Origin of the sequence: Parapedobacter koreensis (genome assembly GCF_900109365.1) — a bacterium.
GTDB classification, from domain to species: Bacteria; Bacteroidota; Bacteroidia; order Sphingobacteriales; family Sphingobacteriaceae; genus Parapedobacter; species Parapedobacter koreensis.
Map to the genome: position 1 here is coordinate 56672 of NZ_FNZR01000001.1, position 18312 is coordinate 74983.

Consider the following 18312-nt stretch of genomic DNA (forward strand, 5'->3'; position numbering starts at 1 on the left):
ACCATTTGCCTCCGGCACGATCAGCAATCATCGCAGCAGAAATCAGCTATGGACACCAAAGCCGACGACCGGTAAATCCTGAATTTGGACAGCTGATCGGTCAGCGGATTGGCGATCGTGCGCCTTGCGTGTTCATTGACAAACAGCTCGTCATCGTTATGAATCTTTTCCCGGTACACATTGTATTGCCATTCGTTTTCCAAGGGAAACATTTCTACGGCAAGTACACTCAGGCTGCTGTTGGTGGGCAAACCGAGTGTTTTCAGCTTTTCACGGATTGTTTTTAAGTTCAGCATGGTAGAACCCAAGCGGACGTGATCGGCTTTAAGATATCGGTTGGTGGCTTTGTCCAGCTTGACCTGGTACGGAAGGTGGCCGGATTCGATCAGCAGGTTGCGGTAGCTTTTACCGTCTGCCTGCACGACTTGGGTATACAACAGGTACCATAGGGACGTCTGGGGTGGATAGGCGGCAACGTTTTTCCCATTTGACACCGCCGCGGCAAAGGGTGCTGAAATGACGATTTCGCTAAACATGGGTGCAAGCTTTTCCACCTTGGATCGCCTGAAAGCACTGCAAACAAGCTCCGGAGCGGGATGCTGCACGCCATTGACACGCAAGGGCCTGCCGTATCGGCCCTGGGCGGTGCTCCAGGATGTCCGCTTGTGCCCTACCCGGATTTCATACGTGAAGAATCCAAATAGTTCGTCACTATTGGCATGTAATCCTTGCGGGAGCGGCACCATGTATATCCTGCCCGGCTTTCCGTCCACCGTATCTTCGGGAATCATTTCCTGCATGGCGCCCATGCCGACATAGTCGTTGTTCATCCCCGGAATAATGGTGCGTATTTTTTCATCATCGATAGTGAAAGACGCGTCCTGGTAGTCAACACCCAGCAGCTCGGCATCTACGCGGCATAGCAAGGGATCCGGTGCATGGTTGAGCACCCGGACGAAGTAGGCATCGTCCGGATCTTGTGGTGGCTCTTCAAACTCCAGCCAAAGGAATTTTTGCCTGGGGTTGGTATAGGTATACTTTGCCTCATCATAGGTATACGGCGACAAGGCCGTCCCAGCGGAAACCAGCTTCGGAACTTGCCTGGGGATGATGGTGATTGGTAGATGCAGGGTTGCTGCGATATCGTCATCGAGTTGCGTATGTTCGTATCCTTTCTTGAAGTTCAGTTGAATCCGGTAGGTAGCTAAAATTTCATCGGGAAATGTTTTATTGACTTTCTTCGGGTCGATGGCGTCCAGGAATATGAAGCGGGTGTGATCCCGTTGGACGTCATCCAGCAACGATTTGATGTTTGCCGTGTCAATCAAATCTACTGTGCCGGCAAGCGCTTCATCCCCAAATTTTTCGTCTTTTTCGTTTTTTAATTTCCGGAATATGTGGATAGACCTGACGTCGAGCGCGTCCCAAGCCCAATCCCGTAAAATACTGAAATCCACGGCGACAATCCATTGGTTGAACAGTTCGGAATTTTCAGAAAGCGTCAGTGAAGAGGCCTCTGGAGCAAGCGAATGCCGGATCTCTTTGGAGCAGCCAAACTGTATGCGGTACCCGCGTGGTGCTTCCAGCGTCAGGTTCCTGGCCACCAAATCCAGCTGATTGGCAAGCCTGGCCAGCTCCACGGATGTCTTGGGCAGTTGGATGCTAAGGGGGATGGCTTGATAACCAATCGCTGTTTGTTTCTTTTGCCCGACGGTATGGGCTTCAGTATGATGGTCTGGCTGCAGGTAAAAGGCACGGAAACCGCCATTGATGGGCGATAGCAGGTGACGCTCATCGGCAGCGGCCTTGAATGCCGACAACAGGACTGCCTTTCCTTCATAAACGGACTCGTCTGCATAATCGTGGCTTGCGGCGCCTTCACCGGCTTGGGCTTGGCTGATGACGGGGATGAGGGAAATTCGTAGATTGCGGGAGGTGGGCAGCACGAGCTGGCGGGAAGAGCCAGTATCGTCAAAGCTTGCATATGTCAGCTGGGCGAAGTCTTTGTAAACGATCTCCAATCCAAAGGTCTGGCTGTAATCATCCGGTGCTTCATCCAGCCTGAACAGCTTTTCGTACAAGAGGAAATATGGCTCTTTTCCCACATTGTCCATTTCCAGCGATTTCACCTCCACCTTGACCTTGAAATAATCCACATCGGGGTCGGGCAAGCCAAGTTCGACCGATTTTACTGCTGGATCCAAATCCTGCAAAATAGCCTTCAATTTATCCGTGACTTGCGCATATTTGCCAGTGAAGGCTACGGCGGGATAGGAAAGCAACGGCCGTTTGATACGTAGCACTTGATCAGCATCCAATAGGTTTTCCAACACGCCCGTATCAATGGAAACATTCGCCGGGGAATCGATGATCTGGCCGTCGGCATCCGTTTCATAATGTTGCTTAGCGAAAGTTTCTTTTACATTGAGGATATGCAAGGTCCCAGCGGCGGTGTGCCTTTTGAAATGCAGGCTTGCTTCGGGCTTTTGCCCACCATTCAGGGGTTCGTCCGTCGCCGTGGCACCGCCGCCGCTGACGTCCAAAAGGCGCACACGGAAATGATACTTATTTCCGTATAACAGTTCAACCCGGTCATCCGGATGTTGCCGATAGGGATGGAAGGTTTGTTTGAGCGGCAGCTGCGAGATTTCTTCGGCATCCTTGTCGGGAATGGCCAGCGACTTGCCAATCCAGCCGGCATAATACATCGGGAGCCAGAAGCCATCTGCTGCGGCATGGCCATGCGATACGGGGTGTACTTCCGTACCCAGTTCGAGATCGTCACCGGCCGCCAGGATAGCCACCTGCCCGTTGAGTAGGATGTTGGCATTGGCCATCACCCGGTTTTGCGGATGCCAAGTTGTGTCATCCGCTTTCCGTACATCTACCGCATAAGCAAATACGCCCAGTGGCGAATCCACGGCGGTGCCATTTTCATTTTTCTGGTCCAGCTGGCGGTTGTACCAGATGGATAGCTGCTCATCGTCCCAGCCAAGGCGGATGCCTGCGTCTTTCATGGGCGGGTTGGTTTTGTCCGTCTCCTGCAACAGGTCTTGGTTGACCGGCTGGTTGGCATGCACAATCTTGGCAAACCCATCGTCATATAAGATGGATTCGGCGATTAGCTCGTCGTAACCGGCCGTGGGATTGGCATCAGCTATCGGGAAAAGCACGGCGGCGAAGAGGTTTCTTCTCCGCGCCGCGGGATCTGCGGCCTCACGGAATGCCTTCAGCGCAGGAATCCGGGTGGCATACCGCAGTACATGGCCAATGGCTGACCCGCTGCCCGATCCGGGCTGCTGTAGGACATAAAGGTCTGACGTGTCGGCAAGTTCGGTGTATAACCAGCCGCCTCCATCGAATTCGTGCTGGCTGAGATCAATGGAAAATCGGTAAATCAACCCTGCTTTTTCGGCCAACTTCGGATTTCTCAGGCAGTAGGCAATGAGCTTCCCCCAGGAAATGCTGTTGCGGTGGCTGGATGCGTCTTGGGGCGATATGGATTTGTTTTTTATGGCGCATTCGTATTCGTCGTCAATGATGGCAAACCGGGTTTTCGGTTTGGTGAAATTGAACGATTTCAGTTAGCTCAGCGGCAAATATTTTTTGATGGAAACGTTTTTGAATTTGTCCCGTGTGTCTTCAAACTTTTTTTCCGTCGTGTTGCCCACGTCATCCACGGTGATCTGCTCGCTTTTTTCGATTTGCGCTTTCAGGGCTTCCCATACCGGTCTGAAATCGGCATGTGACGATTCGGCGTATGGCGACCGTTCGGCGGTCACCTGAGTAGCCGCTGGCAATCCGTCCAGGCTGTCGATGATTTTGGCCGTGAAGGATACCTCCGCATCGGCAAATGCCGGTAAATCCGGGAAGGCGCTGCCAAAGGAATTGGCCAATGGGTTGACATTCCGCGGTATCAACAGCACGTTGAAGTACAGTTTTCCGTTTTCAAACCGTTGCGGAAAGGTCAATATGCTAAGCAATGCGTTGTTCATAATTGTAAGGATTTTAAGCGATTTGTCTGGTTTCTGTCCACGTTTCGGTGAAGTCTATATTGATGACGAATGCGATGCTGATGTCCAATGCAAAGGTGCAGGAAGCCACCATGTTGGTCGGCGCGTTGCCACTTTGTTTTTCAATGCTTCCTTTGGCCTCAATGGCGATGGTGACGGTGACAATGCCACCGAATATTTCTACCCTTCCCCTGAAATACAGGAAGGCGCCCACGACGAGCGCATCGCTGTTGATGGCCATGTCTATGCCTACCATATAGGTGACGGCTACACTGCCGATGACGGGCAGTCCAACGGCCAGTTCTACACCGAAGCCGAATTTGAAGTACAGGGTGGGCGGGTTGTTCAGGTCGGCAGCAAGGCCCACCTGTGCTTTGCCCACCGCATATATCGTGGCTGCGGCAAGCGATACACACATCACCCTGATTTCTGCGCCAAGCTCCAGGTATGCGCCAACGGATGGCACCAGCTGGTTGATGGTGTTGGGAATGGTAATGGGCTGGTTGAAATAACAACCGACCTTGAAGTAGGCGTCCAGTTTGAGCGGCGTGGTAGGCGAATTATAACTGATCGGATCAAACGGAAATTGCACAACGGGCAGTTCTTTATCGGCTTTGAACTTGTATTCCCAGGAATCGGCGCTGTTGCTCATCGCGATTTTCAGGCCCTTTTGGATCGCCTCCACGGGTTTGTTCATGTTCAGCTCGCTCAGGAATTCGAGTATTTGGGCTATCTTCTCCAGCGGTTCGGCTAACTTTAGCTGTGGGCCGATCCCTTTGTCCAAGGACGGTTTCACGCTGATGCCGGACTTGAAGTCTCCGGTAATGGTAAGCAGCGGTTTGAAGAACGCCAGATCCACCAAAATACTCAGGTTATCCAGCTGGTTGTTCATCTTCTCCGCAGGGGACTGTGAGGAATCGGTGATGTAATTGATGAGCGTTTTTTTGGTTTGCTGATTACTGGTTTCATTTTTATAGTGGACGTATATCCTGAAGCCGCTGTCCTCATCGCCGAAAATGTTGAAGCTCATCGCATCGGGCAGTTCGTAATTTTCGATTTTCTTCTTCAGCCCGCCAATACCGGGTAGGATGTCAATCGCGGATTCGGGATTGATGCCATCAGAATCAAGGATCTCAATCCCTTTGCTGATATTCGGGAATGGTCCTTTGCTGTCCAGCAGCCGGAATGCATCGGCCAATAGGGGATTAGCAGCAAATAGTTTGCTGGGTTGCCCTTTTTTCAGCAGCGGGTCGCGGAATAACATCTTTTGCGTGCCGGTATTTTGCAGTATGCCATATACCTTTTTGAAGCCATTATTAAGCAATGCATCGGGAAAAGCGATTTTGGATCGATCGTCTGCATAAACAATGATCAGTTTGTCTTCTCCCCGCTGCCTCAAGCCTTTTCTGATGACCGAAATGTTTTTGTCATTTTGCAGTGTGCCTACATCGCCGTCGGCATCTACCTCCACCATGCTCCAGCTGCCTTCATCGGGCAACTGTACCGACCCCCTGACCGTACCGATGAATGCCGGATCGGCGGCATTATCTTCCTGGTAGGAAGCCGTGATATCCACGCGGCTGGCTTTCAGGATTTGCCCACTTCCAGCAATATTTACCAAGCAATCCACATTTCCACCAAGCGAAGCGTTATTTCCCTGCATCAGCTCCCGCAGGGCGTGTGCAGGAATGGGCACCCCTTCGGGAGCAAGCTGCAAATAGCCTTTGAACTTCCTGCCGACGACGCGATTGCTGCCGTCTTCATTGGCCACGCCGTCTATGGCCGCATCGGCGTCAAACGTGACACCGATGAAGCGTGCATGTTGCTGCGGCACACTGTCACCCGGCTGGTATTCAAAAATGTTCAGCGGGTCGGTATCCAACTTATAATAGTCGCCCGCTCTCAGGTTGTAATCGAAATCGATGTAATCACCCTGGATTTCCTGAATATTCCTGACGTTGTATGCGCCAAGGAAAAGGCCGGGGTGAAACGAAAAGCGGCTCGGCAAATTCGTGCCGTCTTCTTCATTCTGCACCGTAAAACTGAACAAGCCGTCGCTTTGGGCTATCCAGCCGGAGTCTTCCCGGTAGATAACCGCATTGTTTTTCCTGAAAAATGAAATGGTGCGTGTAGCACAGATGCCATACGGATAAATCATGCTCACGGCCTGCACGATCTCATGCGCCGTGCGGCCACGCAGGATGTCGAATTTGGCTTGGGCGATGGATGCATATTTGGCCAATGGCCGACGCCAATCGCTGTATGTGGAGGCACCATAGCCCGAAAAGTCGATATGCGTGAGCGGCACACCCAGCTCATAATGGATGTCCTTTGCAAAAACATTGTTGAAGATGTAGTGCACCGATTCGCCCAGTACGGTTTTCCCGGCATCATTTTTTATGCTCCTTAGTTGCCGGGTATAGCCGGTCATTTTTGGTGGCGCAAACGCAGTCTCCGGCTGAAACGCCGCGATCCGGAATTGCGTACCCCCTGTCAACGCTGCCGGTGTACCGGATTTGAATGTAGGAACAATGAACTCCAAATGTTTCTGCGCTAACGTAGGGTTATCCGGGTCAAATTTTTCGATGCTCGCGATGGACAATTTCCCGTTGGGCAAGGTGAAAAATATCCGGCTGTCCGCAGCTTCCTGATTGTAAAATGTGCCTTCCTCTGGATTTAGGTTTTGTTTGAAACGGGTGATGTAATCCAGCGGATTGATGTTAACCGGCAGGTTGTCTACCTGCGAGAAGACCGTCGGGTAGCTGTTGTTCTCCTGCGTCAGGTAGCCGGGCACGGGCTCCGCCGTGTTGAGGGTTCCGTCCGGATTGCGTATTTCCGTTTCGTTGATAAACGGCTCCCAGGTGATGTGTGGCAGCGTCATCCCGTTGAGCAAGGTCATCGGTGCCTGTAGGTTCATCCGGCTGATGGTGACGATGTTTTCACCATCTACACTGATCCCTTCGGCCCGTTTTTCGCGTAGCGCCCGCAGGTTGTTGAACGACATGGAAATGCCAAGGTGGTCATAATTGGTGCTTACGTCAAAGAGCGTGAAAGCTTCCGTGCTCCTCCTTTTGTTTTCTTCATCCTCAAACAGGAATAGCTGCTGATGCTGCCGGAAATCCAGCTTATATAATTGTTCGTCTTTGGCCAGCAAAAAGCGGTGATTATCCAGGTTAGTTGGATGTAAAACCTTTTCCTTGATGGTGAAATCGACGTCTACTTCCCGTCCGTTTGCTGCAGGCTCCCAGCTGCAGATGGCTTGCAGCGACCCGTTGGCAGATGGTATCCCACGGTATTGGTTTCTGTAAATGTCCCACTGGTGTTTATCGGTAAAATTGATTCGTCCTGTATAGGGATGGGGTAGCGACGGGATCAGTCGGTACAGGTCAAAATTCAACGCCAGGGTTCCTTTCGTCACGTGGTTATCGGCATCAAGAGTACCTGTAAGCGCCAGGCCGTTTAGGCCACCCGTCGTGAAGAATGCATTTTCAATGGCAAACTGGTGCTGTTGCTCGGCGGTGTCTTTGAAACCATCGGGATACGCTAAGAGGGATACCGATTTATTGGCTTTGTTGACCATCTTGACATACATACTGCCCTGCGACTCGGGCGAAAGCGGTGTGCCGTCTGCACGCAAGGGTTTATTGATGTGAAAATCCAGATCGGCCTTTGCCGCGACAATTTCCGTACCCTGGCCCAAGCTTAGCAAGAGAAAATCAGGATGCTTACCGAAATCGGCACGGACTTCGGTATTCAGCGGCTCATTTTCTTCGGTATAACGGTCGTCGCCCGGGTATTGCCACAGGTAAAGTGTCTCGCTCAGCGGGCCGAATTTGGCCGCCGAATCTTTGATTTGTATCGTTCCTTTCAGGAAGTAGGCTACCGCCTTTTGCAAAAGCACGCGCTCAGGGGCCTTTTCCAGTCCGCTCCAGCTACAGGAAAGCCCTTCGGCAAACTGCACCTCCAGGAAGCCGTTGTGGCTCACGGGGATGGCCTTGTTTTCAGGTAGCCGCCTGCTATTGAATTTCCAGTAGCTTTTCAGGATTTTGGTTTTGCCCTGTAAGGAGAAAAACGGCGAGGCACTTTCCACGATTGCAAAATCATTTTCGCCCACCGGGGCAATGCCGAGGTAAAGGAGGCTTTCCGCACTGTCGTATCCAAAGGTGGTATTGGCCATGGAGAATGCCTGCTTATCGCCAAAAGCGGTCAGCTCAATTCCCGATGCCAAGGGATTGAGGGTAAGTTTTTTGCCGGCATAGGCAAAGTTCAACGTTTCGGGCAAATCCAACTCCACATGCTGCGCATCTTTGCCATAGGTATCGTCCGGTGTGGCTGCTACCTCGTTGTCCAGTTCGAGGCTGAGCGCAAACGTGTTTTGGCCGGTAAGGGTGATGCCCGTGGCCGATGGTCGCACAGCTGTCCGAAACGTGATCTTACCCCCTTTTATCTTAAAGCCGATAAAACCATCCGTTGGTGCCTGGGTGTTCAATAAGTTTGCACGGATCCAAATGCTGCCCTTGGGTATTGCTAGTTCGGTGACGGACCGCAACAGCAAGGTATTCAGCGAAAGATACAAAATCGGCACACTGTCGCCCGCCACGCTGATGCTGCCCACCTTGATGAATTTCACGAAATCAAACCATACCTGCTGGCCCAAATCGGTGATAAACGGCCCCAGCGAATGGTCGGGCTTCACGGACAAATCGGCAAACCGGAAGTCGCGGATGGCACCCAGCGACGGCACAGCAACTTCCCGCTTCAGGACTTCATACTCCGGCGAGTCGACTTCGATGGCTTCCCCGGGTTCCAGGACTTGCACGGAACGGCGGTTTACAACAGATTTTTCCAGCAATCCGGCTAACTCGGCGACGGATTGCCGTGTGGCTCCGGTGGAAACATCCAGGTTGTGCAGTAGCTGCTGCAAAATATGGGGTTGGGGTGTTTTTGCCATGATCTTGTATGTTGGAGTTTATACGTTAATACTACTATTTTATATGTGTGTGATTCGTGTAATGAACCGTAGTATCAGCAGTGCGTCTAACTGGTAGCTGTTTATATAGAGCAAAAGTAGTAGCCAAGGACAGGAATAGCAATACCTATAAATAGGTATTTTACAGCACGTTACATAAAAACCTGTATTTCATTCGCTCCGGGGATCCAGCTTGAGGGGCATCTTGCCGCAGCGGGCAACCTCAATGGACAGGCAACCAAAATCTTCGATGACCTTGCCTTCGATCAGGTACAGGCCTGCCCCGCGCAGGGGGTAGTGACCCAACGTTTGCGGGAAATGCACGGTGTCAAAAAACACACCATCCTTATCGAGAAAGGTACCGAATTTCATGGCGTCGCCACGCTTGGTCTTCAAGGTCTTGTCCATCACGAAATCGCCTACCATACGTATCGTCTTGCCCTTGTGCTGCAATAAATCAACAGCCCCTGCTTCGCCCCGGTAGGTGCTCTTGGCCAAATCGAACAAGCTGCCCGACACGGGGAAACCGATGAGTTCCAACTCGTCATACAGATCCTCGATGGGCGAGGTATCCAGCTTGGGTAGCACGGGCTTGCTGCTCATGGTTTCAAAAAGCACCGGGCTGCGTACGGCTTTTTTGTCGCCGGATAAGAGCAGGTGTGCTTCCCACAGCAACTCCTTCTTGCCCGTGCCCATGAAGCGCATGGCACCTGCCCGTATCAAGATCACCAGCTGCTCCAGCCTTGCTCCCGTGCGCAGGTGGAAATTCTCCAAGCTGGTATACGGGCCATTGGCCTTGCGCTCTTCCGGAATGCGGTGGGCCAGCCTTTCCTCCAGGTGCAGCAGGCAATCGAAGCCGAGGTAAATGTCATCGCCATGGATCGTGGCATTGAAGGCGCTGCGGTTGACACAGGGTAGGACCACCCGGGCACCTGCCCTTTTGGCTTCATTGACATAGACCTTGCGGTTGTAGAAACCGCCATAATTGTTCAATACGGCCACCATGAATTCTTTAGGGAAGTAGGTTTTCAGGTAGAGGCTCTGGTAGCTCTCCACGGCGAAACTGGCACTGTGTGCCTTGTTGAAGCTATAGCCGGCAAAGCTTTCCATCTGCCGCCAAATGTCACGGCTCACCTTTTCGTCGTATCCTCGTGCCCGGCAATTTGTAAAGAACCTGCCCTCAATCTCCATTAGCTGATCCCGGCTACGGGACTTGCCACTCATCATGCGGCGCAGCACGTCGGCATCAGCCATATCCAGGCCCCCGTACGCATTGGCGATCTTCATCACGTCTTCCTGATAGACCATCACGCCATAGGTTTCTTCCAATTGCTCCTTGAATACCGGATGTGGGTACTCAACGTCGCCGGGGCGATGATGCCGCTTGATATACTCGGCCATCATGCCGCTGCTGGCCACCCCCGGCCGGATGATGGATGAGGCGGCCACGAGCGTGAGGTAATTGTCGCACTGCAGTTTGATGAGCAACTGCCGCATGGCGGGCGATTCCAGGTAAAAACAACCGATGGTATTGGCGCACTTGAGCTGTGCGGCAATATTCGGATCGGTAAAAAACCGGCTGGGATTGGACGTATCGATAACCTGGCCCGTGCGCTGCCGAACAATCTCCCGGCAATCCCTGATGTGGCCGATCCCCCGCTGCGAGAGGATATCAAACTTCTCAAAGCCGATATCCTCGGCCACATGCATATCCAACTGCATGGTGGGCAGCCCCTTGGCGGAATAGTCCATGGCAGAATAATTGGTGAGCGGCAGCTCGGCAATCAATACCCCGGATGCATGGATGGTGCGCTGGTTGGGAAAATCGGTCATGCGGTTATATACGCTCAGGATGGTATCGGTCACCTCGTTTTTGTTGAGCATGTTTTCCGGCTCATTCACCAAGCGGTCTATCTCGGCCTTGGGAAGCCCGTATACCTTGCCCAACTCCCGCAGGATACTGCGGCTGCGGAAGGTGCTCATGGCACCCATGAGTGCAGTATGACCCGATTGATAGCGGTTGAAAATGTAGTCATAGATGGTGTCGCGCTCGTTCCAGGAAAAATCGATATCGAAATCGGGCGGCCGCTGCCGCTTGGGATTGAGAAAACGCTCGAAAGGCAGGTGCAATGCGATGGGATCGACATCGGTGATACCCAGGCAATACGCGACGGCACTGTTGGCACCGCTGCCGCGCCCTACGTAGTGAAACCCACGCCCACGGGCATGGCGGCAGATATCGTCGGTAATGAGGAAATAGCTTGAAAAATGCAGCTTCTCGATGATCGCCAGTTCGCGCGTCACGCGCTCCAGTGCAGCATGATCATGCTTGCCATAGCGGCAGCCAAAACCATCCATCGTGTATTGGTGCAGCATCTCCCGGTCGCGCTGGTGGTGGTCGGTGAAGGTTGCCTTGTTTTTGACCACGCTGAAATCAAAATCAAAGGAACATTGCCCCAGCAACCGGTTTGTATGCTGGATAAGCTGCGGGAAATCGCGATACCAAGCCATCAGCTGGGCATGGGGGACGAATACTTCGTCCGGCGCGGCGATCATCGATTTATCCAGTTGGGAGAACAGCAGGTTGTGGTCGATGGCCCGGAGCTGCTGATGCAGCTTGTAATCTTGCGGTGCAAAGGTGACCGGGGCCAGGATGACGTAACGCCCGAAATTGGCGACGGGCTCCATGCGGATTTGGTTTAATTGAGCGGGTCGGATACCGATGTATTCGAAATCCCGCAACGCCGTGATAGGCGTCGTCCCATGTGGGTATACTACAAAGACATCCTTAAACTCGGGTGCCCGATCGGGCAGTAGCCTACCCTCCTGATTGTAACGGGTGCGGAACTCATTCAGCTCACGAAAGCCCGCTTGGTTGCGTGCTACACCTACATACAACAAGGTGTCCCCATTGCGCAGTTCCATGCCGGCCAAGATATTCAGCCCATGCTCCCGTCCCTTGCGCAGGAAATCCAGCGAGCCGGAAGAATTGTTGATATCGGTGAGTACTGCCGTATCATGCCCACCGAGCAGCATGCCCTGTATGAGGTCATCCAAGCTCATGGTGCCATACCGAAGGCTAAAATAGCTATGCAGGTTGAGCAGCATGGTGCCCTCCTTTCGCCTGCCCGTCGCAGTCCCCTTCCGGCAAATAGATACCCCTGCCGATATACTGCTCACCATAGCGCAGACGGATGCGATCCATCGCCTGCATCAGGTTGATTTCTTCCTGGGTATCATTGAATAGATCAACCTGGTAGGCTCCATGGATGAGGTTGGAAAATTTGACCCCTACCAACCGTATCAGCATCCGGCGGCTATATAACTTGCCGAACAATTCCATCACCTTATCGGTGATGGCGCGATCGGAATTGGTATAGGGGATGCGCACCTGCTGGGTGTGGGTGTCAAAATTGGAGTACCGGATTTTAAGGGTGATACAGCCCGTAAGTTTCTGGTCTGTGCGGAGGTCGAATGCCAACGCATCAACCATACTGATCAGGATGCGCCGCAACATGCCGACATCGATGGTATCCTGCTGGAAGGTCGTCTCCTTGCTCATGGACTTCTGCTCGCGAAACGGCACCACCGGGCTATCATCCAACCCGTTGGCTTTGCGCCAGATGGTCACCCCATTCTCGCCCAACACGCGACGCATGGTGAATGGCTCCATCGCTTGCAACGTGTGGATGCGGTGGATGCCCATGTTGCGCAACAACACATACGACTTCTCGCCTACCATGGGGATCTTGCGGATGGATAGCGGAGCCAGGAAAGGCTTTTCGGTACCCCCTTCGACCAGCCACTCGCCACAGGGCTTGGCCTCTCCCGTGGCAATCTTACTGACGGTCTTATTGGCCGACAAGCCAAAAGAGAGCGGGAGCCCGGTTTCTTTCATGATGCGCTGCCGGAGTTCGCGCGCCCACTTCCAGCAGCCGAAATACTTATCCATGCCCGATATATCGAGGTAATGTTCGTCGATACTGGCTTTTTCGACCACCGGCGTACTTTCTTCGATGATTTCGGTGACGGTGCCCGAATATTTGGCATACCTATCGTGATCGCCGCGCACAATCACCGCTTCCGGGCATAGCCGCAATGCCAGCTTCATGGGCATGGCACTATGTACCCCGAAACGCCTGGCCTCATACGAACAGGAAGCCACCACACCCCGATCGCTGCTTCCGCCGATCAGCACCGGTTTGCCCACGAGCTCGCTATTCAGCAGCCGCTCCACCGATACGAAAAACGTATCCAGATCACAATGTATGATATGTCGCTCCATGGACTGCTAACCTCCTTTTTATCCAGCGTACAATATTACTAAATACTAATATATTTAGCAAAAAATAGTTGATAATATCCTGAGGTACAGCCCGAAAATTTTCACAGGCAGTTCGGTCGCTCGTCTTTCAAATCGGTAAAGGTGCTTGCTGACTTGTGGTTCGTAACCTATTACCTTGCCCAAGGTTAGTTTTTTATTAAAAAAACGTAATTTTTTTAACTACTTTCTTACATACCTTATCACTTTTGTACACTTTTTCAATTTATACATTGATTTTTTAATTCGTATTGCTATTTTAGCAGTAAAATTAAACTAAACCTTGCATTCTTACCGAAAAACTGGCAACTATGATACTGTCCGTAAACCAAGCCATGATAATAGAAGTTGAAGCGAAGAAGCTGTGGAACGCAACGGATCTGGAGGTTTCCGCCAATCAGACCTATCGATTTGTCGCAAAAGGCCGCTGGCGTGATTTTATCGTCAAGACTGGGGCGAATGGGTATACCGCATCTTATATGCGGCTATTTGATGGCTATAAACGGTTTCAAAACGCCAATTGGTTTTCATTGATTGGCTCCATTGACAAAAGCCGCGACTTCGAAATCGGGAAGACCAACACGGTGGAAATGAAAGCTTCAGGCTTTTTATACCTGTATGCAAATGATGCACCACGATTTTATTTCAACAACTCGGGAAAAATCAGTGTGGTCATCACGCGGATAAAGTAAGATACCGCTACCCGACGCCGACAGGCTATCGGATAGCGGCAGGCGCGAACACGCCTCAACATAAAAATTGCTTAATTGGCCGGGTGTGGTGCGATAAGCTGTACTTGAACCCAACCTCCGGCATCTAAGGCCAGTCCTTTCTTAAACGAATCGGCACCGCCACTTGGGTCAAACTCATACAAGGCGGCTTCGCCATCGGCAATGCAGAGTGCTGTATAGTATTTGCCGTCTTGCACAAGGGGCGAACGAACCATGGCTACGGGGCTGAGGGGTGTATTCATTACCGTTGCGATTTTATTTACCAAGTCGAGTTTCACTACCTGACCTACGTTTTGCAGGCGATCGCGCACATGCGTCATCAGCTCCTCGTACTGCACCGTACCGAAGGCGATACCGTCGCCCACGTAGTTGATACCCATTAGGCATGCCGCTCGCCCAACCTGGCTCGTCACATCAAAGAAGTAATCGGGGTCAAACTGCGTTTCGCCCTTTTTGATGCGCACTATCCCTGAATTGCCCCCGTTGCCGGTCCAGTACTTGCCAGCGCTGGCCACAAAATAATGGTTGCCTGCTTCGTCGGTATCCAACGAAGACAGGTAGTCATAGCCGATGCCTCCAGAGGTGACATCCGTCTGGATGACACGCATATTGGTCATCGCTGGATAATCGTACACCAGCGCTTTCACACCATCGGAGGCATATGCGCCGCTTGCATTGTCATAGAAATAACCGCCGAGGATGAAGTGCCCATTGTCCGCATAGCCACGGCCTACAAAAAATTCCACGCCCGGGTTGGCTTCATCAAAGGGCACTTCCAGCGTGCCTTTATCTACCACCTCAAACTCCGGCACCTTGATGCGGGCCCAACCGGCCGTTCCCCGGTTGCCATCCACGGCACCAAGCACCAGCAGGGTATTGTCATCCACTACGTTCAAGGATTGAAAGTAATTGGGTACCACCCCATCCGTAAGGATATAGGCTTTCTCCGTAATGCTGCCGTCCGTGCCGAGCTCGTACTGGATGAAGCGCTTCTGCGGAAGGTTCATGAGGTAGACGTAGTTTTTGTGCCAGAGGTAGCGGGAGCCTTCGGCCTCCAGCCCATTGCCCACGAACGAAAGCGTGCCTTCGGTGAGCGAAGGTGCAGAAGCCAGGTATTGCGGCTCATCCGCCCACGCGGCAAGGGTATAGTACTGTTCGCTGGCTGGCGGTGGTGTGCCGGAATCGTCCTTATTGCAGGAAACTGTACAGGCCATGATGGTCATTACGGTCATGGCCAGCATGCCCATGGCGGTTCTTTTCCTGAAACGTTGCATTGTTGTGTTGAATGGAATCATTGTCATCGTGTATTACTTATTTTGATGTGAGTTGATAATTAATTTTCATACTGATAAACCGCCCCGGCTTTTGCAAGAGGTAGTTGTCATAGACCTGGCGATTAAAGAGGTTGTGGCAGTCTGCCGTAAGCTGGCAGGGCAACCGCTTCAGCCGATAGGATACCCCGACATCCTGCACAAATTGGGCAGGTATGGTGGTTTTGAGGGAAGGGGTGCCCAGGCTCGGCCACCACAAGTAGTATTCCGGCACGTAGTGTGTGCTTAGGTAGAGCGATGCTGCTCCAGCATCCAGCAGACCACCCGTGCTTTTTATACGCACTTCGCCGCTGGCCAAGAAGCTCGGCATGTTGCGCAGGCGATCGTTGTAAACGAGGTTGGGGGTTCCAGCAGCGGTATAGCGCTGCCTATTGCGTATATCCTGGTAGGTAGCGTTGGTCGTAATTTCCAGCAATTGCGCCAGGTGGTAGGTTGCCGAAGCCTCGGTGCCCACGGTACGGATCCTACTGAGGTTTTCATAGCGTGCCGTGCCCAGGTGGGTGCCTTCGCCCAGCCAGATCAGGTCTTTGGTATCGCGGAAAAACAATCCGCCCATGATGCTCAGCATATCGCCGCCAAGGAGAAAATGATGCTGGACGGCCGCATTTGCATTGAAGCTGCGCTCCGGCTGCAAGCCGGGCGCATTGAGTATGCTGGTGCCGTCTCCAAAGAGTTCAACCGGGTCGGGCATGCGCATGGTCTGCTCGGCCGAGGCTTTCAGCAATGTCCCCGAGGCCAGCATCGCCCGGCCAGCATAACTAAGACCCCAATCCTGTGCGGCACGGTGTACAGGTATCAATTCCCTTTGGTCGGTATCCACGTAATCGTACGCGTTTGACCGCCCCCTATAGTGATAGTATTTTGCAGCGAGGATGTGCTTGAACGGGCCATGATTGAGTTCGTAGGCTACACCGGCCACTTGCTTGTACAGGTGCTGCGGGAAACGCAGCGGAATGGTCCACTCGGCGAGGGCCAGCGCATCACTGCCGCGCCGTGAAAGTGCCTGGCTGTTGTAGGCCAGCCGAAGCAATTGGCGCTCACTGGGCCGGTAAGTGACCAACGCCCGCCATAGCGCGGTGCCATCACGGAAGCGGTAACTGGATTTCTGGGCATAGATGCCGCCCATCTCACCGTGCACGCCCGTGCTGATGCCACGCCCTTCCCAATTGTACTTGACCGAGCTGGTATCGAGCGTATGGCCTTCCACATGGCTGTATGAGCCGTAAATCTCCACATCGAGCTTTCCCCGCAGCAAGCCTGTCTTGGCGTAGGTGAGCGAGGGCATTACCGTTTGCTCATCATAGCGTACGCTACCGAATACGAAAGCCATGGTACGGCCCGTCTGGATGCCGCGGTCTATGGACGAAAGGCTGGTTCCGAACAGCAATTTGTCCGCCCAGCGTTTGCCGGCAACACCGATTTCGGTGCGCAGCAAGTAGGACGTATAATCATCGTTGAACCGCCTGGCGGAGAATCCCGGTATCGGCCGGCCCGTCACATCAGCCACCTCTACACCCGTGCCCCACACACGGTAGTCATTGTCCGATCGGTTGAAAAAGGCATTGCCCTGTACGGTGAAGCCACTGGCGGTGTGGTACCACTTGCCGGAAACAGCAGCCCGATGGGTATTGAATGACCCGTAAGCATAAGACAGATCGAGATAAGGCTGGGGGTCTTGCCGGGTAACGATATTGATAGCGCCACCCAAGGCATCGCTGCTCAGGTGCACGGGCACTACACCCTTATACACTTCGATGCGCTCCACGGTGTTTACCGGAAAATTGGAAATCCCGAAAGCGCCGCCCAGCTGTTCGGCGGGAATACCGTCTATGAAAAACTTCACGGATTTGCCCGAGAGGCCATGGATGGTATAAGACGCATCGGAGCCCAGACCGCCCGTTTCCCGTACACGCACACCCGGCACGCGATCGAGCAGCCGATTGAGTGCGGCATTCTGCCCGCGGATAGCCCCCACGTCTACCACATCTATCGCATAGGGTTGCTGTTGCAGGAGCGTTGTCGCCAGCTTGCCTGCTACCACGGCCTCATCCAGTTGTACAGAGCGTATGGCTGTATCAGCCCGGGTATCCCGGCGAGGTGGCTGGGCTACGGCATAAAAACTGAGCATCCATAGGAGGCCTATCGGAAAAATTTCCCTAATTTGCATCGCTTTTCGTGTAATCGCACATGAAGCATTTCCTGCTTGCAGGGATCCGGGGTACGTAGCGCCACTATGTACCCCTTTTTTTACCTGTAAGCTTATCACTATAAACTAAATCGCTGCGCCAGCTTCGACTTGAACCCCATGGGTATGCCATCAAGGAGTTCGTCATCAGTCGCTGCCACAAACTGGCAATCTACATCGTCTACCGCCAAATAACGCTGCCCTCCATGGAGATGCACCCGATCTTTGCCCTGGCGGTCACCATTTTCCATGCCGGTGGAGATGCGAAGGTTCCTTGACCGTGAGGTTGGGTTGGTCACAGCCACCGCTCCCTGAAAATCCAAGCTGCCCTCCCTGCCAAACCAAGGCAGGGATACGGCACAACTGCTGTGGGCAGCCACCTCAATCTGTAGCCCGCCAACATACACCAGCTGCGCAGACTCGCCCGAACGGTTGTCTATCACCACCCGGCTATGCGCATAATGAGCTATTGCCAGGATGCCACCCATCACGAAGATCATACTTGCAGCCGCGGCCAGCCGGATACTTCGCCACATATGCGATCGCCTCTTGGGCATGGTATCGCTCGGGTACATGACCGGTGCTATCCCTTTCCAAAGCTGGCGTCGCACATCTTCTTCATTTTCGTCACCAAATGACAACGAAGTCTGCGCGTCTACTGCCCCATCCAGCCATTGCCTTACAAAAGCCTCTTCGGCCGCAGAGCAGCAGCCTAAATGATATTTTGTAAGTAATGCAGGTGTAATCTTCATATAAACTGTC

10 protein-coding genes are annotated in these 18312 nt (G+C 52.8%); 2 read left to right on the plus strand and 8 right to left on the minus strand.

Annotated features, from left to right (window positions below; all coding sequences use genetic code 11):
* Positions 1-20: 20 nt before the first annotated feature.
* Positions 21-3419 carry a hypothetical protein gene (locus BMW65_RS00270; RefSeq protein ID WP_090601860.1) on the minus strand — a complete coding sequence of 1133 codons (3399 nt, stop codon included), beginning with the start codon at positions 3417-3419 and terminating at the stop codon, positions 21-23.
* A 25-nt stretch (positions 3420-3444) separates the two neighbouring features.
* Here BMW65_RS00270 and BMW65_RS24025 point away from each other — a divergent pair, with 25 nt between their 5' ends.
* Complete coding sequence (locus BMW65_RS24025; protein ID WP_177180934.1) at positions 3445-3588, plus strand: hypothetical protein; 144 nt, start codon at positions 3445-3447, stop codon at positions 3586-3588.
* Here the strand turns inward: BMW65_RS24025 and BMW65_RS00275 are convergent.
* The 4 genes from BMW65_RS00275 to dinB all read right to left on the minus strand — a co-directional run bounded on the left by BMW65_RS00275 (position 3585) and on the right by dinB (position 13267).
* On the minus strand, positions 3585-3995 hold the full coding sequence (locus tag BMW65_RS00275) for a hypothetical protein (RefSeq protein ID WP_090601861.1): 411 nt from the start codon (positions 3993-3995) through the stop codon (positions 3585-3587). The genes BMW65_RS24025 and BMW65_RS00275 overlap by 4 nt on opposite strands.
* A 13-nt stretch (positions 3996-4008) precedes the next feature.
* Positions 4009-8964 (minus strand): hypothetical protein, encoded by a 4956-nt coding sequence (locus BMW65_RS00280; RefSeq protein ID WP_090601863.1) that lies wholly within the window; start codon positions 8962-8964, stop codon positions 4009-4011.
* A 189-nt stretch (positions 8965-9153) separates the two neighbouring features.
* A complete protein-coding gene (locus BMW65_RS00285) occupies positions 9154-12165 on the minus strand; it encodes a DNA polymerase III subunit alpha (protein ID WP_245747425.1) in 3012 nt (1003 codons plus the stop codon).
* On the minus strand, positions 12071-13267 hold the full coding sequence (gene dinB / locus BMW65_RS00290; protein ID WP_090601866.1) for a DNA polymerase IV: 1197 nt from the start codon (positions 13265-13267) through the stop codon (positions 12071-12073). Before dinB ends, BMW65_RS00285 begins: the two co-directional genes overlap by 95 nt.
* A 347-nt stretch (positions 13268-13614) precedes the next feature.
* Between dinB and BMW65_RS00295 the strand changes: the two genes are divergently transcribed.
* Positions 13615-13995, plus strand: a complete 381-nt coding sequence (locus BMW65_RS00295; protein ID WP_090601868.1) for a hypothetical protein — start codon at positions 13615-13617, stop codon at positions 13993-13995.
* Between the two features lie 71 nt (positions 13996-14066).
* Here the strand turns inward: BMW65_RS00295 and BMW65_RS00300 are convergent, their stop codons facing one another.
* The 3 genes from BMW65_RS00300 to BMW65_RS00310 form a co-directional block, all read right to left on the minus strand.
* A complete protein-coding gene (locus BMW65_RS00300) occupies positions 14067-15329 on the minus strand; it encodes a DUF4374 domain-containing protein (protein WP_218145310.1) in 1263 nt (420 codons plus the stop codon).
* Positions 15330-15345: 16 nt separating this feature from the next.
* On the minus strand, positions 15346-17532 hold the full coding sequence (locus BMW65_RS00305; RefSeq protein ID WP_143053745.1) for a TonB-dependent receptor plug domain-containing protein: 2187 nt from the start codon (positions 17530-17532) through the stop codon (positions 15346-15348).
* 98 nt (positions 17533-17630) lie between these two features.
* Positions 17631-18302, minus strand: a complete 672-nt coding sequence (locus BMW65_RS00310; RefSeq protein ID WP_090601871.1) for a hypothetical protein — start codon at positions 18300-18302, stop codon at positions 17631-17633.
* Positions 18303-18312: the final 10 nt, after the last annotated feature.

Coding starts and splice junctions, on each gene's coding strand:
- BMW65_RS00295 (WP_090601868.1), top strand. CDS start 13,615: ATGATACTGTCCGTAAACCAAGCCATGATAATAGAAGTTGAAGCGAAG.
- dinB (WP_090601866.1), bottom strand. CDS start 13,267: ATGGAGCGACATATCATACATTGTGATCTGGATACGTTTTTCGTATCG.
- BMW65_RS00310 (WP_090601871.1), bottom strand. CDS start 18,302: ATGAAGATTACACCTGCATTACTTACAAAATATCATTTAGGCTGCTGC.
- BMW65_RS00285 (WP_245747425.1), bottom strand. CDS start 12,165: ATGGTGAGCAGTATATCGGCAGGGGTATCTATTTGCCGGAAGGGGACT.
- BMW65_RS00280 (WP_090601863.1), bottom strand. CDS start 8,964: ATGGCAAAAACACCCCAACCCCATATTTTGCAGCAGCTACTGCACAAC.
- BMW65_RS24025 (WP_177180934.1), top strand. CDS start 3,445: ATGAGCTTCCCCCAGGAAATGCTGTTGCGGTGGCTGGATGCGTCTTGG.
- BMW65_RS00275 (WP_090601861.1), bottom strand. CDS start 3,995: ATGAACAACGCATTGCTTAGCATATTGACCTTTCCGCAACGGTTTGAA.
- BMW65_RS00305 (WP_143053745.1), bottom strand. CDS start 17,532: ATGCAAATTAGGGAAATTTTTCCGATAGGCCTCCTATGGATGCTCAGT.
- BMW65_RS00300 (WP_218145310.1), bottom strand. CDS start 15,329: ATGATTCCATTCAACACAACAATGCAACGTTTCAGGAAAAGAACCGCC.